Here is a 22,592-nt window from a genome sequence, read left to right as displayed (position 1 = left end):
CGGGCCGGCCGGCGGCGCGTCTCCGCCTTTCCCGCGGGCCGCGCAAACGCGCGGCCACGCCCCAAGAAACCGCAACAATTCCTCAAGAAAACAGTACGTTTGGTTGCAAGACCGTAATTCACCACGTTTTGCACCGAAGCGATGCGACCGGCCTGGTTTGGCACCATTGCGGTGCCTGACCAGCGGCTGCCGGCACAACTTCGGCGCGTTTCCCCCGGACGGCGGCGGAACCGCCGCATGGCACGGATATTGCTTGAATGACGGAGCCAACGTGCAACCACGAGAGGAAACGCCATGAAACTCATCATCGCCATCATCAAGCCCTTCAAGCTCGACGAAGTGCGGGTGGCCCTGTCCGCGATCGGTGTGCAGGGACTCACCGTTACCGAGGTCAAGGGATTCGGCCGCCAGAAGGGCCATACCGAGCTGTATCGCGGCGCCGAATATGCCGTCGATTTCCTGCCCAAGCTGCGGGTCGAAGCCGCGGTGCCCGATCATCTGGTCGACCAGGTCATCGAAGCCATCGAGCAGGCCGCGCGCACCGGCAAGATTGGCGACGGCAAGATTTTTACCGCCCCGCTCGAACAAGTGATCCGCATCCGCACAGGCGAGGCCGGCGAAGCAGCGCTGTAAATAAATAAAGACTCATTGGAGCCTGAAAAAATGGATAAAGCAGATATTTCCTGGTTGCTCGTCTCTACCCTGCTTGTACTGATGATGGCCGTACCCGGCCTGGCGATGTTCTATGGCGGCCTGGTGCGCAGCAAGAATGTGCTGTCGGTGTTGCTGCAAGTGCTCTGCACGTTCGCGCTGGCCCTGGTGCTCTGGTTCATCTACGGCTATTCGCTGGCTTTCACGGAAGGCAACGCCTTCTTCGGCGGCCTGTCGCGCGTCTTCTTCTCCGGCATCTTCACGCCGGCCGACGGCAAGTTCGCCATGTCCAACAGCCTGACCGAGTTGCTGTTCGCCTCGTTCCAGGCCACGTTCGCGGGCATCACCTGCGCGCTGGTCGTGGGCAGCTTCGCCGAGCGCGCGCGCTTCTCCGCCGTGCTGGTCTTCACCGCGATCTGGTTCACCTTCGCCTACGTGCCCATCGCGCACATGGTCTGGTTCGCGTCCGAAACCGCGCCTGGCCTGCTCAATGCGCGCGGCGCGCTGGACTTCGCCGGCGGCACGGTGGTGCACATCAACGCGGGCATCGCCGGCCTGGTGGGCGCCTACGTCGTGGGCAAGCGCGTGGGCTACGGCCGCGAGGCCATGCAGCCGCACAACCTGCCCATGACTTACGTCGGCGCCATGCTGCTGTGGGTGGGCTGGTTCGGCTTCAACGCCGGCTCCTCGCTGGCCGCCAACGAAGGCGCCACGCTGGCCTTCTTCAACACCATGATCGCCACCGCGGGCGCCGTGCTGGCCTGGCTCTTCACCGAGTGGGCCGTCAAGGGCAAGCCCTCGATGCTGGGCGCGGCCTCGGGCGCCGTGGCCGGCCTGGTGGGCATCACTCCGGCCGCCGGCCTGGTGGGCCCGGCGGGCGCGCTCATCATCGGCATCGCCGCCGGCATCATCTGCGTGTGGGGCGTGAACGGCCTGAAGCGCCTGCTGCGCGCCGACGATGCGCTGGACGTGTTCGGCGTGCACGGCGTGGGCGGCATCGTAGGCGCCCTGCTGACCGGCGTGTTCAACGCCCAGGCCCTGGGCGGCCCGGGCCTGGCCGAGCCCGGCATGATCCTGGGCCAGGTGTGGGTGCAGCTCGAAGGCGTGCTGCTGACCATCGTGTGGTCGGCCATCGTGGCCTGGATCGCCTACAAGATCGCCAACGCCCTGTGCGGACTGCGCGTGCCCGAAGACCAGGAACGCGAGGGCCTGGACGTCACCAGCCACGGCGAATCGGCCTACCACAGCTGATCAGGCCCCCGCGCTTCCCGGCCCCTGAGGCGCCGGGAGGCCGCCGGCCCCAAGCAAAACGCCCGCGGGAAGGCATTCCCGCGGGCGTTTTGCCTTTCGTGCCGCTTGCGCGCCGTCAGTCGAGTTCGTCGAGGTCCACGGGCAGCGCGCGGTTCAGCGCCGCGGCCACTTTCACCCGCAGGGCGTTGGAATGCGCGCGCCGGATTTCGCGCTTGACGTCGAGCAGTTGCTGCGGGTGCATGGAGAACTCCGTCAGGCCCAGCCCGAGCAGCAGCCGCGTCATCCGCGCATCGCCCGCCATCTCGCCGCATACCGCGACGGGCTTGCCGGCCCGCTCGCCGGCGTTGATGGTGTTGGCCACCAGCCGCAGCACCGCCGGGTGCAGCGGATCGTACAGCCCCGCCACGTCGTGGTCGCCGCGGTCGATGGCCAGCGTGTACTGGATCAGGTCGTTGGTGCCGATGGAAAGAAAATCCAGCGCCTGCGCGAAGGGTTCGATGGCGATGGCGATAGCCGGCACTTCCACCATGGCGCCCACGTCCATGCGGGCCGCGTAGGGCTGCCCCCGGGCGTCGAGCTCGCGCCGCGCCGATTCGAGGGCGGCGCGCGCGGCCACCACTTCGTGCATGTGCGCGATCATGGGAATGAGCAGGCGCACCAGCCCGTGCGCCGAGGCCCGCAGAATGGCGCGCAACTGCGTGGCGAACATCTCGGGGCGCGCCAGGCAATACCGTATGGCGCGCTGGCCGAGAGCCGGATTGGTGGCCACGGTGGCCTCGCCGTCCAGGGTCTTGTCCGAGCCGATATCCAGCGTGCGGATGGTAACGGGGCGCCCCGCCATCACCTTCACGACGGAAGCGTAGGCCTCGTACTGCTCTTGCTCGCCCGGCAGGTCGGGCCGCCCCATGAAAAGGAACTCGCTGCGGAACAGGCCGATGCCGTCGGCGCCGGCGGCCAGCGCGAGCGGCGCCTCTTCGGGCAGCTCGATATTCGCGTGCAGCGCCACGTGGATGCCGTCCAGCGTGATGGATGGTTCGTCGCGCAGCAGGCTGAGCTCGGCGCGCTCGTGGGCATAGGCGGCCTGCCGCCCCCGGTATTCGGCCAGAATGCGGTCCGAGGGATTGACGAGCACGGTGCCCGACGCGCCGTCGACGATGAGCATGTCGCCGTCGCGCACCAGTTCGCGCACGTTGCCCATGGCCACCACGGCGGGCACGCCCATGCTGCGCGCCACGATGGCGGTGTGCGAGGTCGGCCCGCCCAGGTCGGTGACAAAGGCGGCGAAACGCCCGCCGCGCAGGCGCAGCATGTCGGCCGGCGAGATGTCGTGCGCCACCACGACCAGCGCCTCGTCGCCGTCGATCTTGCCCATGTCGGGCAGAATGGCCGAGGTGCCGGCCAGCACGTGCAGCACGCGCTCGATCACTTGGCGCACGTCTGCGCCGCGCTCGCGCAGGTACTCGTCTTCCATGGCGTCGAACTGCTGGCCCAGTATCTGGCCCTGCGTGGTCAGCGCCCATTCGGCGTTGTAGTGGCGTTCGGCGATGAGCGCCAGCGTCTGCTCGGCCAGCAGCGGGTCGCCCAGCAGCAGGCTGTGGACGTTGAGCATGGCGCCCAATTCGCGCGGCGCGTCGGCCGGCAGCGTGTCGGCCAGCTGCAGCAGCTCCTGCCGGGCCGAGGCGAGGGCCTGGGTCAGGCGCTCGCTTTCGGCGGACACGTCTTCCGGCGAAATGCGGTAGTGCGCGACTTCCAGCGCCGCCGCGCCCATGACCACGGCGCGGCCGATGGCGTAGCCTTTGGCGACGCCCTTGCCATAAAGACAAACGACGGGGCCGGCCGAGCCAGCCCCGTCGCCTTGACGGTTGGGGGTCGCAGGCGCGCCGGCCCGGGCAGAGGCTGCCGCCGGGCCGGCCGCTTCAGGGGATTTGCTATTCCTGCTCACCGAATTTGCTGTCAAACAGGGTTTCGATTTCAGCGAGCGCCTGGTCGGCGTCGCTTCCCGAGGCTTCGATTCTCACCGTGACGCCCAGGCCCGCGGCCAGCATCATGACACCCATGATGCTCTTGGCGTTTACGCGCTGCGCGCCGCGCGAAATGAAGATCTCGCTGCTGAACTTGCTGGCGAGCTGCGTGAGTTTTGCCGCCGCCCGCGCGTGCAAGCCCAATTTATTGCTGATGACAATGTCTTTATTAGGCATAGGAAATCTTTTTATGGCCGCGGCCTCGTCCGCGGGGAAACAGCGAAACCACGCGCCGCCCTTCGGCGACAAGGATCACGCCGACATGATAGGGCAAATCCGCAGCCGTCAGTCTACACGCAAGCAACCCTGCACCCCGCCGGCCAGCGCTTTTTCGCGGGTTTCGGCCAGGGAGAGGTTGCGATAGGTGAGCGCCCGCAGCAGCATGGGCGTGTTGAGTCCGGCGAGCACGCAGCATTGCACGCCCTGGGCCTGCGCATCGCCTACGGCTCGCTTGGCGATGTTGGCCGGCGTGGCGCCGATGAGGTCGGTGAGCACCAGCACGCCAGCTCCGCGGTCCTGGTCGAGTATGTCCTTGAGCACCGCGGGCGCGAGATCGTCGGGCTTGTCTTCGGGCTGGATGTCGTGGATGGCCAGCATGCCGTCCAGGTCGCCCATGACGTGGCTGGCGCAATCGCGCATGGCCGCGCCCAGGGGCGCGTGCACGACGATGACGATTCCGGTGGTCATGGCAGAATCGCGGCGGCTCAGGCCGCCGCCCGTTCCAGCGCCTGGGCAAACATGCCGGCCACGTCGAAGCCGGTTTGCTCGGCGATTTCCACGAAACAGGTGGGACTGGTGACGTTGACTTCGGTGACGTAATCGCCGATGACGTCCAGCCCCACCAGCAACAGGCCGCGCTCGGCCAGCCGCGGCGCAACCGCCACGGCGATCTGGCGATCGCGCGGCGACAGCTCGCGCGCCACGCCGCGACCGCCGGCGGCCAGGTTGCCGCGCGTCTCGCCGGCCAGCGGAATGCGGGCCAGGCAATAGGGCACGGGTTCGCCGCCGATCAGCAGGATGCGCTTGTCGCCCTGCACGATCTCGGGAATGTAGCGCTGCGCCATGATGGTGCGCGCGCCGTTGTCGGTAAGCGTCTCCAGGATGGCGTTGAGATTGGGGTCTTGCGGCTGCAGCCGGAACACGCCCGTGCCGCCCATGCCGTCCAGGGGCTTCACGATGACGTCGCGATGCTTCTCATGAAAGGCCTTGAGGCGGACCATGTTGCGGGTCACCAGCGTGGGCGCGGTGAACTCGCTGATTTCCGTGATGGCCAGCTTCTCGGGATGGTTGCGGATGGCGGCCCCGCTGTTGAACACCTTGGCGCCCTGGGCCTGCGCGTACTCGAGCAGGTGGGTGGAATACACGTATTCCATGTCGAAGGGCGGATCCTTGCGCATGACCACCGCGCCGAAAGACGACAGTGCCGCATCGCGCGCCGGAGATTCGCGCCACCAGTCGTGGCCATGCAGGTCGGCGCCGGCAACCAGCTCGATGGGCGTGGCGAGGGCCTTGACCACGCCCTCGTCGATGTAGAGATCTCCCTGCATCGCGACGCTGAGCGTGTGGCCGCGCGCCGCCAGGGCGCGCATCATGGCGACGGAGCTATCCTTGTACGCCTTCAGGAGGGGCAAGGGATCCAGAACGAACAAAACATGCATCGCGGCATCCTGAACGTGCGCCACCTTCCCAAGACGGGAAGGCAGCCAGGGGACAATCGTAGCGCAGTGCCGCCCAATAAGCGAACCCGCCGCCCACGAAGTGGACGGCGGGCAGGGATGGCGGGCCGATCGGGCGTGTCGAGTTCAGCGGACCGGTCAGGCGGCCGACTCGGATTTGCCGGAGACGGCCTTTTTCTTGGGCGCCAGCACCATGACCATTTGACGGCCTTCGAGCTTCGGCATGGCTTCCACCTGGGCCAGTTCCACCAGGTCGTCGCGCACACGCTCAAGCACCCGCATGCCCAGTTCCTGGTGAGCCATTTCGCGGCCGCGGAACCGCAGCGTCACCTTGGCCTTGTCGCCCTCTTCCAGGAAGCGGCGCAGGTTGCGCAGCTTGACCTGGTAGTCGCCCTCGTCGGTGGCGGGACGGAACTTGACTTCCTTGACCTGGATGACCTTCTGCTTGGCGCGGGCCTCGGCCTGGCGCTTCTGCTCCTGGTACTTGAACTTGCCGTAGTCCATCAGACGGCAGACCGGCGGCTCGGCGTTGGGCGCGATTTCCACCAGATCCACGTCGTGTTGCTCGGATAGACGAAACGCCTCGGCGATCTTGACGATGCCGAGCTGCTCCCCGTCCAGACCTATCAGACGCACCTCGGGGACGCGGATTTCACCGTTGATGCGATTGGCTTTTTCAGTGGCGATGTTGAAAGCTCCTAGAAATGTTAAGCAGCGCTGCCCTGGGGTTGGGCCACGTCGCGGCGCAGGGAAACGTCTTCGGACAGGCGCGCGACGAAATCGTCGAGCGGGATGGCCCCCAGATCCAGTCCTCCCAGGCCGCGCACGGCGACGGTGCCGTTTTGCTTTTCCTTGTCGCCCACGACGAGGATGTATGGCACCTTTTGCAGGCTGTGCTCCCGGATTTTACGGGTGATTTTTTCGCCACGCAAATCGGACTCGACCCTAAAGCCTTGTTTTTTCAGGCTTTGCGCAATCTGGGCGGCATAATCGGCCGAAGGCTCGGAAATGCAGCACACCACAGCCTGCACCGGGGCCAGCCAGGGCGGCATGGCGCCGGCGTGGTTTTCGATCAGCATGCCGATGAAACGCTCCAGCGAACCCAGGATGGCGCGATGCAGCATCACCGGATGGCGGCGCTGGTCGTTCTGGTCGACGTACTCGGCGCCCAGGCGCACGGGCATGGAGAAATCGACCTGGATCGTGCCGCACTGCCAGTGCCGGCCGATGGCGTCCTTGAGCGTGTATTCGATCTTGGGGCCATAGAACGCCCCCTCGCCCGGCGAGATCTCGAATTCGCAGCCCGTGCGGCGCAGGCTTTCCATGAGCGCCGTTTCGGCCTTGTCCCAGACTTCGTCCGAGCCGATGCGCTTTTCGGGACGCGTGGCCACCTTGTACAGCACTTCGGTAAAGCCGAAGTCGCGGTAGACCTTCTGCAGCAGCGCCGTGAAATCGGCGCATTCGTCCTGGAGCTGGTCTTCGGTACAGAAAATGTGGCCGTCGTCCTGCGTGAAGCCGCGCACCCGCATCATGCCGTGCAGCGAGCCCGAGGGCTCGTTGCGGTGGCACTGGCCGAATTCGCCGTAGCGCAGGGGCAGTTCGCGGTACGAATGCAGCCCGGCGTTGAAGATCTGCACGTGGCCGGGGCAGTTCATGGGTTTCAGGCCATAGACGCGGTTCTCGGACTCGGTCGTGAACATGTTTTCACGGTAGTTGTCCCAATGCCCCGTCTTCTTCCAGAGGGAAATGTCCAGGATCTGCGGCGCCTTCACTTCCTGGTAGCCGTTGTCGCGGTACACGGCACGCATGTACTGCTCGACCTGCTGCCACAGGGCCCAGCCCTTCGGGTGCCAGAAAATGAGGCCCGGCGCCTCGTCCTGGAAATGGAATAGATCGAGTTCGCGGCCGATCTTGCGGTGGTCGCGCCGCTCGGCTTCCTCGAGCATGTGCAGGTAGGCGTCCTGCTCTTCCCTGGTGGCCCAGGCCGTGCCGTAGATGCGCTGGAGCATCTCGTTCTTGCTGTCGCCGCGCCAGTAGGCGCCGGCCACCTTCATCAGCTTGAAAACTTTCAGCTTGCCCGTGGAGGGCACGTGCGGGCCGCGGCACAGGTCGACGAAATTGCCCTCGCGGTACAGGCTCAGCGTTTCGTTCGACGGAATCGAGGCGATGATCTCGGCCTTATAGTCTTCGCCGATGCTCTTGAAGAACGCCACCGCATCATCGCGCGACCACTCCTCGCGCGTGACGGCTTCGTCTTTGCGCGCCAGCTCGGCCATCTTTTTCTCGATGGCGGCCAGGTCCTCGGGCGTGAAGGGACGCTTATACGAAAAGTCGTAGTAGAAGCCGTTGTCGATGACCGGGCCGATGGTGACCTGGGCGTCGGGAAACAGTTCCTTGACCGCGTAGGCAAGCAGGTGCGCGGTGGAGTGACGGATCATGTCGAGCCCGTCGGCGTCCTTGGCGGTGACGATGGCCAGGCTGGCGTCGCCCTCGATGCGGTAGCTCGTGTCGACCAGCTTGGGGGCCGAGCCCTCGAAGGCGACGCGGCCGCCCAGGGCGGCCTTGGCCAGCCCGGCGCCGATCGACTGCGCCACTTCGGCGACCGTGACCGGTCCGGGATACTGGCGCTGCGAACCATCGGGCAATGTGATCTGTACCATCGGAATGCTTCCTGGGTTTCTGGGAACTGAAAATACGCGAACAAAAACGAAAAACGCGGCTTGAGCCGCGTTCGTCTGGAAACTTGCTGAGTCTTACCGCCGACCTGGCACGGTGAAACCCGACGCACGAAAACTTAACGCGACATGGGGCGAAAGTTCCGGGTCGTAGTTCGTGCCAGCGGGAGAAACATGATGCCTTGAACCTGTGGGCGGACGCCTGCCGCGCAATGGACGGTCGATAACATGACCGATTGTAGCACCAACTGCGCGCAATCCGTGGCAAATGCGCCACAGGCGATCCGCCCGGCCCGTCTGCCCCCTCCGGCTTCCCCTTCCCCGCCAAACGGCGCCCCGCCCGCAATGAATCGGTCCGATATTGAGCCGTTTCGCGGCCACGTCGGGCCTTGAAAACGTAATCTCCCCTCGCCAAGTCTCGGACTGATCGTCGCCGCCCGCGGCCGGCTCGCCAGGGTCGGCCGCGGGGCGTGTTCTTCATGAATTGCGGAGTACCGATGAGAGCTGCATCAGCGTCCCCTTTCCCACCGCCCCCGCCGGAGGCGACCGTCCCCCGGATTCGCACACGGAGCTCCCCGGCGCCCGCCGGCACCTGCTGCTGTCGCGCCCGCCGCCCTTCATCAAGGTGGCCATACTGGACGACCACCCGGTCGTGGCGCTGGGCGTGGACGCCTACCTGGAAAGCCGGCCCGGCTTTCGCGTCATCCACCGCGAGACTTCCGCCCGCGGCCTGCTCGACAAGCTGGCGGCCGCGCCCTGCGACGTCGCGCTGGTCGACTTCTACCTGCCGCTGGAGCCCTGGGACGGCGTGAATTACCTGCGCCGGCTGCGGCGCTACCACCCGGCCATGGCCATCATCACGTTTTCGGCGGGCAATCGCCAGGAAACGCAGTACGCGGCGTTCCGCGCCGGCGCCAACGGCTATCTGGCCAAGCAGTGGGGCCTGGCGCTGCTGCCCGAAATGATCCGGGGCGTGGTGGCGGGCAAGGACAGCTTTCTCACGGTGCAGGACGGCAAGGTCCGCGCTGTCCTGCCCACCCACCCGCACGACCGCCTCACCGCTTCCGAGGTCGAAATCCTGCGCCACATCAGCCAGGGGCTTTCGGTGACGCAGATCGCCGCGCGGCTGATGCGCAGCAAGAAAACCGTGAGCACGCACAAGCGGCGCGCGATGCGCAAGCTGCAGCTCTCGGATGACCTGTCGCTCGCGCTCTACCTGCGCGAGAAATTCTCGCAATGAGGCGCGCCGCGCGCCTCAGATGATGCGCGAGTAGCTGGCGCCGCTTCCGGCGGCGCGCAGATAGCCGTCGAAGGCCATGGCGACGGCGCGCACGAAATACCAGCCCAGCCCCGTCACCTGCACGCCCGTGGCGCGCAGGTTCACCAGGCCCAGTTCGGCGAGCCGGGCGAGCTGCGAGAGCTCCGGCCCGAAGTAGTCGCCGAAACGCAGCCCGTGCCGCGCCTCGATGTCGGCAAACTCCACCCTGCCCTGGCACATGATCTCCATGATGACCTCGCGGCGCACGAGATCGTCCGGATTGAGCTCCAGGCCGCGCACGGTGGCGTACCGGCCGGACTCGATGGCGGCGTAATAGCCGTCCAGGGTCTTGTCGTTCTGGCTGTAGGTGTCGCCGATGCGGCCGATGGCCGAGACGCCGAGCGCGACCAGGTCGCGGTCGGGCTGCGTGCTGTAGCCCTGGAAATTGCGGTGCAGCTCGCCGCGCTGCCTGGCGATGGCGAGCGCGTCGGTGGCCAGCGCAAAATGATCCATGCCGATGTACGTATAGCCCTCTTTCAGGAAGCCTTCGATAGCGGCGCTCAGCAGACCCACGCGGGTCGCGCGGCCGGGCAGGTCGCACACATTGATGCGGCGCTGGGGCTTGAAGCGCTCGGGCAGGTGCGCATAGGCATACAAGGCGATCCGGTCGGGCCGCAGTTCGCATACCTGGGCGATGGTGCGCGCGAAAGACCCCGCGGTCTGCAAGGGCAGGCCGTAGATGAGATCCACGTTGACAGACGCATAGTCCAGCTCGCGGGCGCTGCGCACGAGCGCGCTCACGTCCTCGAAGGACTGGATCCGGTGCACCGCCGCCTGCACCGCCTCGTCGAAATCCTGCACGCCGAAGCTCAGCCGGTTGAATCCCAGCCGGCGCAGGTGCGCCAGCCGCTGCGGCGTCGCCGTGCGGGGATCGACCTCGATGGAGATTTCCGCGTCCGGCTCGAAGCGGAAGGCGGCGCGCAGTCCGCCCATGAGGCGGGTGAGCTCTTCGTCGGACAGGAACGTCGGCGTGCCGCCGCCGAAATGAAGCTGTGAAACCGGCGTGCCCGTTCCCAGGCACTCGACGTGCAGCGCGATTTCCCGGGACAGCGCATCCAGGTAGCGCACGGCCCGGTCGTGATGGCGCGTCACAACCTTGTTACAGGCGCAGTAATAACAGACCGATTCGCAGAACGGGATGTGCACGTACAGCGACAAGGGGTCGGCGGTGCCGGATTCGCGCCGCTTTTCCAGCGCGCGCCGGTACTGCGCGGGCCCGAAGCCCTCGTGATAGCGGTCGGCGGTGGGATAGGAGGTGTAGCGCGGCCCGTTCTTGTCCAGGCGCTCGAGCAACTGCGGCGGAAAAAACGGATGGGCGGGTTCGGCCGCGGGCGCGGCGGGCGAAGAGCATAGGGCGGCTTGCATAGCGTGAATTATTTGCGCGCGCACGGCGGCCCGTATTGATCTTGCGCAAACCCCGCCCCGGCCCGCAGCAGCCGCCTACAATGGGTTTTTGCCCAAGATCGAGGATGCTTCCCATGGAAACCGAACTGGACGGCCGCCTGCTGGCCATGCGCCAGGCGCTCGCGCTCGCTATCGCGCTCGGCACCCGCAGCCACTCCCAGGCCACCGCCATGGCCCTGGAGCTGCTCGACGACCTGAAGGCCAGCCTGGACAACGCTCCCGCCGACAGTCCGTTCGCCACGCCCGCCTGGGTCGGCGGCGCGCAGGACGAACTCGAGCACATCCACGCCTGGTGCGCGCATTCACCGACGCCCCGGAACCGGACCCGGATTCCGGCGAGTAGTCCTCTCCCTTTCCCCGCCGCGGGCCCCGCCCGCCGCTCTCCGGCCCTGTGCCCTGGGGCCGAGCCCCCGCCCGGCTTGCCGGACTTGCGCCGACGCAGGGCGCGCCGCAGCCGGAATTGGCCTGACCACCAGGGCAATATCCGGGCAAACCCTCTGATCGGTTTCCCGGAATTCCTCAAATTCCTCTTTGTTTTCAATTGCACACTACTTATAGTCGTGGCCTGACCACCAGGCCGAAACGCTCTATAAGCCCATGCTGCAAGCCGTCGCCGCCACCCGCCTGTACCGCCAGATCGCGGACCAGATCGCCGGCCGCATCCGCGCCGGGGATTTCGCGCGCGGCGGCCGCCTGCCCTCGGAACGCGAGCTGGCCGAGCAGCTGCAAGTAAGCCGGGCCACCATCCGGGAAGCGCTCATTGCCCTGGAAATCGAAGGCTACGTGGAAGTGCGGGTCGCGCCGGTGTGTTCGTCACTGCCGCGCGCGATACCGTTTCGCCCCGGCCGGCCGGCGCGCCGCCAGACCAGGTGGACATCGGGCCGTTCGACCTGCTGGAAGCGCGCATGCTGATCGAGCCCGAATGCGCGGCGCTGGCGGCCCATGCGGGTTCGGACGCGCAGATCGCCGCCATCGCCCAGGCCCACCGGGCCATGTCGCTGACGGAGGCTCCCGAGCGGCACGACCGCGCCTTCCACAGCGCTATTGCGGCCGCCTGCGGCAATGCCGCGCTGGCCGCGACCGTGGCGCACCTGTGGCACCTCAGCCTTTCCAGCCCCGTATTCAGCCGCATGCAGGATTACTTCGTCAACGCCCAGGTCTGGGCGGTGGCCCACGCCGAGCACGAGCGCATCCTGGCCGCCATCCTGGCCCGCGACCCCATACGTGCGGGCCACGCCATGCGGGCGCACCTGCTGGGCATCCTGGCGCGGCTGCGCGAAGACTCCGCCCTGCTTCCCGACCTCTGAACTCCGCGAGACGACTTTCCGACCACAACCAGCCTGGAGGCTCCCAGTGAAATCGAAAAAATGGCTTTCCCTCGGCATCGGCGCCCTGATCCTGTCGGCCGCCCTGCCCGCCACGCAAGCGCTGGCCCAGACCAAAGGCGGCACGCTGAACCTGATCGTGCAGCCTGAACCGCCGGTCATCGTCACGGCCATCAACCAGCAGGGGCCGACCCAGTACGTGGCCGGCAAGATCTACGAAAGCCTGCTGACCTACACCACCGACCTGAAGCCGCAGCCCGGGCTGGCCAAGAGCTGGGAGGCCTCGCCCGACGGCCTGACCTACACCTTCCATCTGCAGGACAACGTCAAATGGCACGACGGCAAGCCGTTCAGCGCGGACGACGTGGTGTTCTCGCTGTCGGACATGCTGCCCAAGACGCATGCGCGCGCCCGGGTCATCCTGAACAAATTCGTGGATTCCGTGACCGCACCCGATCCCAAGACCGTGGTCATCAAGCTGAAGACGCCCTTCCCGGCCTTCATGCTGATGTTCGAGCCGGGCTTCGCCCCCATCATGCCCAAGCACATCTATGCGGGCACGGACTACATGAACAATCCCGCGAACCAGAAGCCGGTGGGCACCGGGCCCTTCATGTTCAAGGAATGGAAGCGCGGCGAATACATCAAGCTGGTGCGCAACCCCGACTACTGGAAGCCGGGCAAGCCCTATCTGGATGAACTGGTGTTCAACGTGATTCCCGACGCGGCTTCGCGCGCCGTGGCCTTCGAACGCGGCAGCGTGGACGTGCTGCGCGGCGGCGACGTGGACAACGTGGACATCAAGCGCCTGCGCGCCCTGCCCGACGTGGAATACACCACCGCGGGCTGGGAGATGTTCTCGCCCCAGGCGTATCTCATTTTCAACATGCGCAAGCCGCCCTTCGACAACGTGAAGGTGCGCCAGGCGGTGATGGCGGCCATCAACCGCAAGCTGGTGGTCAACAACATCTTCTTCGGCCTGGGCAAGGTTTCCACCGGCCCCTTCGTCATGACCGAGATGTTCTACGACAAGAACATGCCTGCGCTGGACTTCGACATGAAGAAGGCGCGCGCGCTCATCAAGGAGTCCGGCATCCAGCCCGGCGACTATACGATCCGCCAGCTGAGCTTCCCCTACGGCTCCACCTGGGACCGCCTGGGCGAGTACACCAAGCAGGCGCTGGAACAGCTCGGCTTCAAGGTGAACCTCGAATCCACCGATGCGGGCGGCTGGGCCAGCCGCACCGGCAACTGGGATTTCGACCTGACCACCAACTTCATCTACCAGTACGGCGATCCGGCGCTGGGCGTACAGCGCCTGTACGTCTCGTCCAACATCGTCAAGGGCTCGCCCTTCGCCAACGTGCAGGGCTACAACAACCCCGAACTGGACAAGGTGTGGGAAGCGGCCGCTTCGGAAGTCGATCCGGCCAGGCGCCAGGCCCAGTACACCCAGATCCAGAAAACCCTGGTCAATGACGTGGCCAACGGCTTCCTGGTGGACATGGAGTTCCCGACCCTGTACCGCTCCAACGTGAAGAGCCTGGTCAAGACGGCCATCGGCCTGAACGAGTCGTTCGACGACGTCTACATCGAGAAGAAGTAAGCGAGAGCCCAGCCGCCCGCCGCGCGCGGGCGGCGCCTTGCCCCCGGCCGCGCGGCGGCTGCATGCGCCCGTTCACGGAGGATCCCGCATGAAGTTCCTGTCGTTTCTCGTCTCCCGCATCGGCAAGGCCCTGGTGGTCGTGCTGGGCGTGGTCATCATCAACTTTTTCCTGATCCGGCTGGCGCCGGGCGACCCGGCCGCCGTGCTGGCAGGCCAGGCGGGCGCGGGCGACGCGGCCTACGTCGAGCAATTGCGCGTGGCCTTCGGCCTGGACAAACCCCTGCTGACCCAGCTGCTGCTGTACCTCAAGGGCGTGGCCCAGCTCGACCTGGGCTTCTCCTACCGCAACCACGTGCCCGTGCTGGACCTGATCGCCGAGCGCCTGCCGGCGACGTTCCTGCTCATGTCCTGCGCGTTTCTCTTTTCCATCGTGCTGGGCGTGCTGCTGGGCGTGATCGCCGCCCAGGCGCGCTACCGCAACAAACGCCGCTGGGTGGACAGCACGGTGATGACGGGCGCGCTGCTGCTGTACGCGACCCCGCTCTTCTGGCTGTCGCTGATGGGCATCCTGCTCTTTTCCGTGGTGTTGGGCTGGCTGCCCGCCTTCGGCATGGAAACCGTGGGCGCGGGCCTTTCCGGCTGGGCGCGCGCGGCCGACATCGCCCAGCACCTCATCCTGCCCACCGTCACCCTGGGCTGCTTCTTCATGGCGGTGTATGTGCGCCTGACGCGCGCCTCCATGCTGGAAGTCATCGGCATGGACTTCGTCAAGACCGCCCGCGCCAAGGGCGTGAGCCCCGGCCGCGTGATCCGCGCGCACGTGCTGCGCAACGCCCTGCTGCCGGTCATTACCTTCGCCGGCATCCAGCTCGGCCAAATGGCCGGCGGCGCGGTGCTCACCGAAACCGTGTTCGCCTGGCCGGGCATAGGCCGGCTGATGTTCGACGCGCTGCTGCAGCGCGACTACCAGCTCCTGCTGGGAATCTTTCTTGTCACCTCCGTGATGGTGGTGGTGTTCAACCTGCTCACCGATGTGCTCTACCGGCTCATCGATCCGCGCATCGGCGCGGGAGCGCAGCAAGGAGCCGCCGCATGAGGGCCTTTTCCCTGCGTTATGCCCGCAACTACGGCGCCGTGGCCGGCCTGGCCATCATGGCGGTGGTGATCGCCGTGGCCCTGGCCGCGCCGCTGCTGTATCCGGACTCGCCATGGATGATGGTGGCCGATCCGCTGATTCCCCCTTTCACGAACCCGGACTATCCCTTCGGGACCGACATGCTGGGCCGCGACATCACGGCGGGCCTGGTCTGGGGCGCGCGGGTTTCGCTCATGGTGGGCCTGCTGTCCACGGCCGTGGCGCTGGCCTTCGGCATCGTCGTGGGCGCGGTGGCCGGCTATTGCGGGGGCCGGATGGATGACGCGCTCATGCGGTTCACGGAGTTCTTCCAGACCATACCGCAGCTCGCCATGGCAGTGGTGCTGGTGGCCATCCTGAGCCCGTCGGTGTATTCCATCATGGGCGCCATCGCGCTGGTGTCCTGGCCGCCGGCCGCGCGCCTCGTGCGTTCCGAATTCATGACGCTCAAGCAGCGCGAATTCGTGCAGGCGGCCATCGTGATCGGGCAGTCGCCGGCGCGCATCGTGGGCTCGCAGATTCTACCCAACGCCATGTCGCCCATCATCGTGTCCGCCTCCTTCATGGTGGCCACCGCCATCCTGACGGAATCGTCGCTGTCGTTCCTGGGCCTGGGCGACCGCAACCTGATGAGCTGGGGCTTCATGATCGGCGCGGCGCGCACCATGATCCGCGAAGCCTGGTGGATGAGCGTCTGGCCCGGCGTCGCCATCCTGCTCACCGTGCTGGCCATCAACCTCATTGGCGAAGGCCTGAACGACGCCCTCAACCCCCAACTGCGCAAACGCGGCGAATAGGAGACCGGCATGCCACCCGAAACGCCCCTGCTGTCCGTCCAGAACCTGAGCATCGCGCTGCCCGCGGGCGGCGACCGCCCCTACGCGGTGCGCGACATCTCGTACGACGTCCGTTCCGGCGAAATCCTCTGCATCGTGGGCGAGTCCGGATCGGGCAAGTCCATGAGCGCCAATGCCATCATGGGCCTGCTGCCCGACTACCTGCGCCCCGAACGCGGCCGCATCCTGTTCCGCGGCGCCGATCTGCTGCAGCAGGACGAGGCGACCTTGCAGTCCATGCGCGGCAAGGACATCGCCATGATCTTCCAGGAGCCGCTTTCCGCGCTCAACCCGCTCATGACGGTGGGCGAGCAGATCGGCGAGGTCATGCGGGTGCACAACGCCTATCCCGGCCCCCAGCGCATGCAGCGCACGCTGGACCTGCTGGCCTTCGTGGGCCTGCCCGACCCGGCCACGCTCTACCATGCCTACCCGTTCCGCCTGTCGGGCGGGCAGCGCCAGCGCGTCATGATCGCCATGGCGCTGGCGCTGGAGCCGGCGCTCCTCATCGCCGACGAGCCCACCACCGCGCTCGACGTAACGACCCAGGCGCAGATCCTGGCGCTGATCGCCCGCATCCAGAAGGAGAAGGGCATGGGCGTGATGTTCGTCACGCATGACTTCGGGGTCGTGGCCGAGATCGCGCACCGCGTGGCCGTCATGGAGAAAGGCGTGCTGGTCGAACAGGGGCCGGCCGAAGAGGTGCTGAACCGCCCGCGCCATCCGTACACGCAGCGCCTCATCGCTGCCGTGCCGCACCGGCGCGCCCGCGAACGCAGCGGCTGGGAGCAGGAGCCCCCGGTGCTGGAGGTGAAAGACCTGCGGAAAACCTATGTGCTGGGCCACGGCTGGCTGCGCGCCAAGCGCGAAGTGCATGCGGTGGATGGCGTCAGCTTCAGCGTACGCCGCGGCGAGACGCTGGGCATCGTGGGCGAATCGGGCTCCGGCAAGTCCACCATCGGGAAATGCCTGCTCAAGCTCGTCAATGTGGAAGGCGGGCAGATGCTGTTCGACGGCCAGGACATCGCGCCGCTGCCGGAGAGCCGCTTCCGCCCGCTGCGCAAGGACATCCAGATGATCTTCCAGGATCCGTTCGCCTCGCTCAATCCGCGCCAGACCGTGGGCCGCATCATCAGCGACGGGCCGGTCGCCAACGGCGTGCCGCGGGCGCGCGCCGAGGCCCCGGTGCGCGAGCTGCTCGCCCTGGTGGGACTGGACCCGTCCGCCTTCGACCGCTATCCGAACCAGTTTTCCGGAGGCCAGCGCCAGCGCATCGGCATCGCGCGCGCCCTGGCCCTGGAACCCAAGGTGCTGGTGGCCGACGAATCGGTTTCCGCGCTGGACGTCTCGGTGCAGGCCCAGGTGCTGGAACTGCTGCGCACGCTGCAGCAGCGGCTGCGCATCGCGCTGGTGTTCATCACCCACGATCTGCGCGTGGCCGCCCAGATCTGCGACGCCGTGCTGGTCATGCACCGGGGCAAGGTGGTGGAATACGGGACGCCGTCGCAGATATTCGACCAGCCCGGGCACCCGTACACACAGCAGCTCATTGCCGCGGTCCCCGGCCAGCACTGGGACCCCACCCAGGCCCGTGCGGCCTAGGTTGCGTTAACCCCAGGCGTGCCGACACGCCTTGACCCATCAACTTTCCGGAGCACTTCATGCAGCGTCCCGCCGCCGTTCCCACCGTACAAATCGACAACGAATTCGTGACCGTGACCGAATGGCGGTTTCCGCCCGGCGGCGAAACCGGCTGGCACCGCCACGGCATGCATTACGTGGTGGTGCCGCAGAGCACGGGACCGCTGCTGCTCGACACCCCCGAAGGCCAAATCACCAGCCAGCTCACCACGGGCGTGGCGTACTATCGGCCGGTGGGCGTGGAGCACAACGTCATCAATCCCGGCGACACGGAATTCGTCTTTGTCGAGATCGAACTCAAACAGGCCCCGCGGGCCTGAGCCGGAGCCGCAGACACCATGAAGGCCTTCTTCTCGGAAGAACAACTGCTGCACACGCCGCGGCAATTCATGCGGCTGGGCCGCATCTGCGCCCCCACCGACCTGCCCTCGCGCGCGGAAAGCCTGCGGGGCACGCTCGCCGCGCGCGGCATCGCCGTCGAGACCCCGCCGGACTACGGACGCTCGCCGCTGGCCGATGTGCACAGCCCCGATTACCTGGACTACCTGGAAAACGCCCATGCCCGCTGGCGCGCCCTGGAGATGCCCGGCGTCGAGCCCGGCGAAGAAGTGCTGCCCAACCTCTCGCCCTATCACAACGGCCGCGTGGAACAGCCCCGGCGCAGCCCATGCCCCTCGCCTTCGGTGGTCGCGCAGACAGGCTACTACCTGAGCGACCTGTCCTGCCCCCATCGGCCCGCACACCTGGGCTCTCGGCGCTGCGCTCCACGCACAGCGCGTGGCGGCCGCCGACCACGCCGCCGGCGGCGGCGGCTTTGCCTACGCGCTGTGCCGCCCCCTCGGGGCCATCACGCCCCACCGCGACCGCGCGGGCGGCTTCTGCTACCTGAACAGCAGCGCGGCGGCGGCCAGCCGCCTGCGCCAGACCCGGTCGCGGGGTAGCGGTGCAGGACGTGGACGCGCACCAGGCGACGGCACCCAGCAGATTTTCTACCTGAGGCCGGACGTAATGACGATTTCCGTGCACGCCGATCCGGCCGGCTACTACCCCTTCTACACCGGCTACGCGCACGAGCGCGGACACGGCGCGGGCGAGGGCTGCAACCTCAACCTGCCCCTGCCCCACGGCTCGGGCAACGCCGCCTTCCTGCAGGCCCTGGACCAGGCCATGGCCGCCCTGGCCGCCTACGCACCCGAGGCGCTGGTGCTGGCGCTGGGCTTCGACACCTACAAGGACGACCCGATCAGCGTGCTCCGGCTCGACATGGACGCCTACCGGCAGATCGGCGCCCGCGTGGCCGCGCTCGGACTGCCCACCGTCATCGTGCAGGAAGGCGGCTACATGGTCCAAGCCATCGGCCCTGCCCTCGACGCCTTCCTGCAAGGACTGGACCCGACCGGCGCGCGGCGGGCATGAGCGCCGCCCGGCCGCCCGAAGGCGTTCATGCCGCAGCCCGTGAGGGCGCAGGCAGCCTCATCCCCGCCGCCCGGCCGCCCGAAGGCGTTCATGCCGCAGCCGCCCTGCCCGCGACCGGCTCGCGCCGGGCGGGCGTGGTGCTGTTCCTGGCCGCGCTCGTGGCCTTCGCCACCTTCGACGCCGGCTCCAAGTACATGCTGGCGCTCCTCTATCCCGCACCGTTCCTCAACGTGATGCGCTATTCGGCGGTGGCGACGCTGGCGCTCTTCCTGCTCTGGCGCGGCGGACGCCCCAGCCTGCGCAACGCTCCGCACAAACCGCTGCTCGTCCTGCGCGGCCTGCTGCTGGCCACCGTGGGCACCTGCTTCATGACGGCGCTCATCTGGATGCCGCTCTCCGAGGCTACCGCCATCTACTTCACCTCGCCGCTCATCATGGTGGCGCTGTCGCCCTGGCTGCTGGGCGAGAAGGTGCGCGCCGCGCAATGGGCGGCCGTCGCGCTGGGCTTTGCCGGCATGCTGCTCATCGTGCGGCCCGGCGCGACCTGCCCTGGCTGGGCACCGTGCTGATGGCCGTGTCCGCCGTGAGCTATGCCGTATTCCAGGTGCTCACGCGCAAACTCTCGGGCCAGGTTCCGGGTCCGGTGCAGTACGCCTACACGGCCGGCATCTGCCTGGCCGCCACGGCGGCCCCCGCGCCGTTCTTCCTGCCCGACGCGTGGCCGCAACCGCTGCATCTGCTGCTCATCGTGGGGCTGGGCGCATGCAACGGCCTGGCGCAGATCCTGCTCATTTCCGCGTTCCAGCGCGTGCCGGCCGCCACGCTGGCCCCGTTGAACTACTTCCAGCTTCTGCTTGCGGTGGCCTTCAGCACTTTCTGGTTCCAGCGCCCGCCCGACGCTCCCGCCCTGGCCGGCGTGGCCATGATCGTGGCCGCCGGCGTCTTCCTGGCGGCGCGGCGCGCCTGAGCCGCGCGCGCCCGCACTGTGGCGGGCGCGCGCGGGATCAAACTAGAAACTTGCAGACGCCAGACGGCGCCCCTTCCAGGCCCGCCCTCCCCGCCGTCGCGCGCGAAGGAAGACGCGGACCCGTTCCCCTCCTGGAGGCAAGCGACTAGCCATGTCACAGAGTCCCCGCAAACTGCGCAGCCAGAAATGGTTCGACGACCCGTCCCACGCCGACATGACGGCCATCTACGTCGAACGCTACCTCAACTACGGCCTCACCCGGCAGGAACTGCAATCCGGCCGTCCCATTATCGGCATCGCCCAGACGGGCAGCGACCTCGTGCCCTGCAACCGCCACCATCTGGCGCTGGCCGCGCGCGTGCGGGACGGCATCCGCGACGCGGGCGGCATTCCCATGGAGTTTCCCGTCCATCCGCTGGCCGAGCAGGGCCGGCGGCCGACTGCGGCGCTGGACCGCAACCTAGCCTACATGGGGCTGGTGGAAATCCTGCACGGCTACCCGCTGGACGGAGTGGTGCTCACCACCGGCTGCGACAAGACCACGCCGGCCTGCCTGATGGCCGCCGCCACCGTGGACATCCCGGCCATCGTGCTGTCGGGCGGCCCCATGCTGGACGGCTGGCACGAAGGCCAGCGGGTCGGCTCCGGCACCGTGATCTGGCATGCCCGCAATCTCATGGCGGCAGGCAAGCTCGACTACGAAGGCTTCATGACGCTGGCCACCGCCTCCTCGCCCTCCATCGGCCACTGCAACACCATGGGCACCGCCCTGTCGATGAACGCCCTGGCCGAGGCGCTGGGCATGTCGCTGCCCACCTGTGCGAGCATTCCCGCCCCTTACCGCGAGCGCGGACAGATGGCGTACGCCACCGGCCTGCGCATCTGCGAACTGGTGCGCCAGGACGTGCGGCCCTCGCATATCCTGACCCGCGCCGCCTTTGAAAATGCCATCGTGGCCGCATCGGCGCTGGGCGCTTCCACCAATTGCCCGCCCCATCTCATCGCCATCGCGCGCCACATGGGCATGGAACTGGGCCTGGACGACTGGCAGCGCCTGGGCGAGGACGTGCCGCTGCTCGTCAACTGCGTACCCGCCGGCGAATACCTGGGCGAAGGATTCCACCGCGCCGGCGGCGTGCCCGCCGTGCTGCACGAACTGCGCAAGGCCGGCCGCCTGCGCGAAGACTGCCTGACCGTGTCGGGCAAGACCATCGGCGAGATCGCGGCGGCCTCGCCCGCCCACGACCGCGACATCATCCGCGCCTGGGAAGCGCCGCTCAAACACCGCGCCGGCTTCATCGTGCTCTCGGGCAATTTCTTCGACAGCGCCATCATCAAGATGTCCGTGGTGGGCGAGGACTTCCGCAAGACCTACCTTTCCACGCCCGGCGACGAAAACGCCTTCGAGGCGCGCGCCATCGTTTTCGACGGCCCGGAGGACTACCACGCCCGCATCGACGACCCCGCGCTCAACATCGACGAGCACTGCATGCTGGTGATACGCGGCTGCGGCACCCTTGGCTACCCGGGCAGCGCGGAAGTCGTCAACATGACGCCGCCCTCCCGGCTCGTGAAGCGCGGCATCGATTCGCTGCCCTGCATGGGCGACGGCCGGCAAAGCGGCACCTCGGCCAGCCCTTCCATCCTCAACATGTCCCCGGAGGCCGCGGCAGGCGGCGGCCTGGCCCTGCTGCGCACCGGCGACCGACATCCGCGTGGACCTGAACCGGCGCAGCGTCACCGTACAGCTCGACGAGGCGGAGCTCGAGGCGCGCACGCGCGAACCGCCGTACCAGGCGCCGCCTTCGCAGACGCCGTGGCAGGAATTCTTCCGCCTGTGGGTGGGCCAGCTTTCCACCGGCGGCTGCCTGGAGCCGGCCACGCTTTACCTGCTTCACCCGCACCACGAACTGGGGCGAGTGGCTGCAGATCAAGGAAGCCTTTGCCTGCGCCATCAAGAACATCGTCGAGGGCGCGGGCTCGGGCTTCGCGTTTCCCAGCCGCTCGCTGTATGTCGAAACCATGCCGTCCGGCGCCGAGGTGTTTCCCCTGCAGGCGCGGGCGCCGCAAACGGAACAGGCCGGCGATGCCGGACCCGTGCCCCCGCCGCCGCGAGGGCTACGGCCAGCGCCGGATACTTGAGAATTCGCATGCCGTGCTCCTCGGTCCTGCGGGCCACGCCGTTCAGGCCCTCGTTGCGCGGCCGAGCCAACTGAAAAAGCGCCTCGGCCCCCGACGCGCGCCGTCTCCGGCGATAAGCGAGCGATCATTCAGCTCTGTGCCGAAATAGCGGGCGTGAATGTCGGCGATCACCTCTCGGGCGTCGTCCCGTTCCGCGAGATAGCGCCGCGCCAGCTCGTCCAGCGGAAAGCGGTCCGGCCCGCCGATTTCCATCGTGCCGTTCACGGGCGCGCCCACGGCCAGGTCGGCCAGCGCCGCCGACACATCGTCGGCGCGACCGGCTGGATCAGCGCCGGCGACAGGCGCACTCCGCCATCCTCCGCGCCCGACTCGACGATGCTGCCGATGAACTCGAAGAACTGCGTCGCGCGCAGGATGGCATAGGGAATCTTCGACGCCTTGATGAGGTTTTCCTGCGCGACCTTGGCGCGGAAGTGCTGGATGGCCGACCCGACGGGCGAGACGATCGAGGGCGCGAGGCTTGTCCGG

General features: G+C 67.4%; 16 protein-coding genes and 5 pseudogenes. 13 read left to right on the top strand and 8 right to left on the bottom strand.

Going from position 1 to position 22,592, the window contains the following annotated elements:
• Nucleotides 1–294: 294 nt before the first annotated feature.
• Together AD428_RS06530 and amt are read left to right on the top strand one after the other, a co-directional pair.
• The gene (locus tag AD428_RS06530) at nt 295–633 is read left to right on the top strand and encodes a P-II family nitrogen regulator (protein WP_053244588.1); all 339 of its coding nucleotides are present in this window, start codon (nt 295–297) and stop codon (nt 631–633) included.
• 30 nt (nt 634–663) lie between these two features.
• The gene (gene amt, locus AD428_RS06525; protein ID WP_053244587.1) at nt 664–1,902 is read left to right on the top strand and encodes an ammonium transporter; all 1,239 of its coding nucleotides are present in this window, start codon (nt 664–666) and stop codon (nt 1,900–1,902) included.
• Nucleotides 1,903–2,017: 115 nt separating this feature from the next.
• On the opposite strand, the gene ptsP is transcribed toward amt, so the two are convergent.
• The 6 genes from ptsP to thrS form a co-directional block, all read right to left on the bottom strand.
• Nucleotides 2,018–3,844: a phosphoenolpyruvate--protein phosphotransferase gene (gene ptsP / locus AD428_RS06520; RefSeq protein WP_082308294.1), complete on the bottom strand. Its 1,827-nt coding sequence runs from the start codon at nt 3,842–3,844 to the stop codon at nt 2,018–2,020.
• Nucleotides 3,831–4,100 carry an HPr family phosphocarrier protein gene (locus AD428_RS06515; protein ID WP_053244586.1) on the bottom strand — a complete coding sequence of 90 codons (270 nt, stop codon included), beginning with the start codon at nt 4,098–4,100 and terminating at the stop codon, nt 3,831–3,833. The genes ptsP and AD428_RS06515 overlap by 14 nt, the downstream gene beginning before the upstream one ends.
• Nucleotides 4,101–4,208: 108 nt before the next feature.
• Nucleotides 4,209–4,610, bottom strand: coding sequence for a PTS sugar transporter subunit IIA (locus AD428_RS06510; RefSeq protein WP_053244585.1), 402 nt, complete (start codon nt 4,608–4,610; stop codon nt 4,209–4,211).
• A 17-nt stretch (nt 4,611–4,627) separates the two neighbouring features.
• On the bottom strand, nt 4,628–5,581 hold the full coding sequence (gene gshB / locus AD428_RS06505) for a glutathione synthase (RefSeq protein WP_053244584.1): 954 nt from the start codon (nt 5,579–5,581) through the stop codon (nt 4,628–4,630).
• Between the two features lie 156 nt (nt 5,582–5,737).
• Nucleotides 5,738–6,286: a translation initiation factor IF-3 gene (infC, locus tag AD428_RS06500; RefSeq protein ID WP_082308293.1), complete on the bottom strand. Its 549-nt coding sequence runs from the start codon at nt 6,284–6,286 to the stop codon at nt 5,738–5,740.
• Nucleotides 6,287–6,306: 20 nt separating this feature from the next.
• On the bottom strand, nt 6,307–8,259 hold the full coding sequence (gene thrS / locus AD428_RS06495) for a threonine--tRNA ligase (RefSeq protein ID WP_053244582.1): 1,953 nt from the start codon (nt 8,257–8,259) through the stop codon (nt 6,307–6,309).
• A 499-nt stretch (nt 8,260–8,758) separates the two neighbouring features.
• Here thrS and AD428_RS06490 point away from each other — a divergent pair, with 499 nt between their 5' ends.
• Nucleotides 8,759–9,514: a response regulator transcription factor gene (locus AD428_RS06490; protein ID WP_235489298.1), complete on the top strand. Its 756-nt coding sequence runs from the start codon at nt 8,759–8,761 to the stop codon at nt 9,512–9,514.
• 15 nt (nt 9,515–9,529) lie between these two features.
• Here AD428_RS06490 and hemN read toward each other — a convergent pair whose 3' ends face one another.
• Entirely contained in the window at nt 9,530–10,957 is a 1,428-nt protein-coding gene (hemN, locus tag AD428_RS06485) for an oxygen-independent coproporphyrinogen III oxidase (RefSeq protein WP_053244581.1), read from the bottom strand.
• 113 nt (nt 10,958–11,070) lie between these two features.
• Here hemN and AD428_RS06480 point away from each other — a divergent pair.
• The 10 genes and pseudogenes from AD428_RS06480 to AD428_RS06435 all read left to right on the top strand — a co-directional run.
• Nucleotides 11,071–11,339 (top strand): annotated as a pseudogene (locus AD428_RS06480) (hypothetical protein).
• Between the two features lie 254 nt (nt 11,340–11,593).
• Nucleotides 11,594–12,303: pseudogene (locus AD428_RS06475) on the top strand (FadR/GntR family transcriptional regulator).
• 46 nt (nt 12,304–12,349) lie between these two features.
• Nucleotides 12,350–13,927, top strand: coding sequence for an ABC transporter substrate-binding protein (locus tag AD428_RS06470; RefSeq protein ID WP_053244580.1), 1,578 nt, complete (start codon nt 12,350–12,352; stop codon nt 13,925–13,927).
• An 88-nt stretch (nt 13,928–14,015) separates the two neighbouring features.
• On the top strand, nt 14,016–15,023 hold the full coding sequence (locus tag AD428_RS06465; protein WP_053244579.1) for an ABC transporter permease: 1,008 nt from the start codon (nt 14,016–14,018) through the stop codon (nt 15,021–15,023).
• Nucleotides 15,020–15,859 carry an ABC transporter permease gene (locus AD428_RS06460; RefSeq protein ID WP_053244578.1) on the top strand — a complete coding sequence of 280 codons (840 nt, stop codon included), beginning with the start codon at nt 15,020–15,022 and terminating at the stop codon, nt 15,857–15,859. The genes AD428_RS06465 and AD428_RS06460 overlap by 4 nt, the downstream gene beginning before the upstream one ends.
• A gap of 9 nt (nt 15,860–15,868) precedes the next feature.
• A complete protein-coding gene (locus AD428_RS06455) occupies nt 15,869–17,500 on the top strand; it encodes an ABC transporter ATP-binding protein (protein WP_053244577.1) in 1,632 nt (543 codons plus the stop codon).
• Nucleotides 17,501–17,559: 59 nt separating this feature from the next.
• Nucleotides 17,560–17,859, top strand: a complete 300-nt coding sequence (locus tag AD428_RS06450; protein WP_053244576.1) for a cupin domain-containing protein — start codon at nt 17,560–17,562, stop codon at nt 17,857–17,859.
• A 457-nt stretch (nt 17,860–18,316) separates the two neighbouring features.
• Nucleotides 18,317–18,955: a hypothetical protein gene (locus tag AD428_RS29320; protein WP_369798711.1), complete on the top strand. Its 639-nt coding sequence runs from the start codon at nt 18,317–18,319 to the stop codon at nt 18,953–18,955.
• A 59-nt stretch (nt 18,956–19,014) separates the two neighbouring features.
• Nucleotides 19,015–19,922, top strand: a pseudogene (locus tag AD428_RS06440) (DMT family transporter).
• Nucleotides 19,923–20,073: 151 nt separating this feature from the next.
• Nucleotides 20,074–21,814 (top strand): annotated as a pseudogene (locus AD428_RS06435) (IlvD/Edd family dehydratase); the annotation flags it as partial.
• Between the two features lie 292 nt (nt 21,815–22,106).
• Here AD428_RS06435 and AD428_RS24490 read toward each other — a convergent pair.
• Nucleotides 22,107–22,592: pseudogene (locus AD428_RS24490) on the bottom strand (SDR family oxidoreductase); the annotation flags it as partial.

Source organism: Achromobacter sp. DMS1 (genome assembly GCF_001270295.1).
Note: the sequence above shows the minus strand (reverse complement) of the source record. Positions and strands in the feature narration are given on the sequence as shown.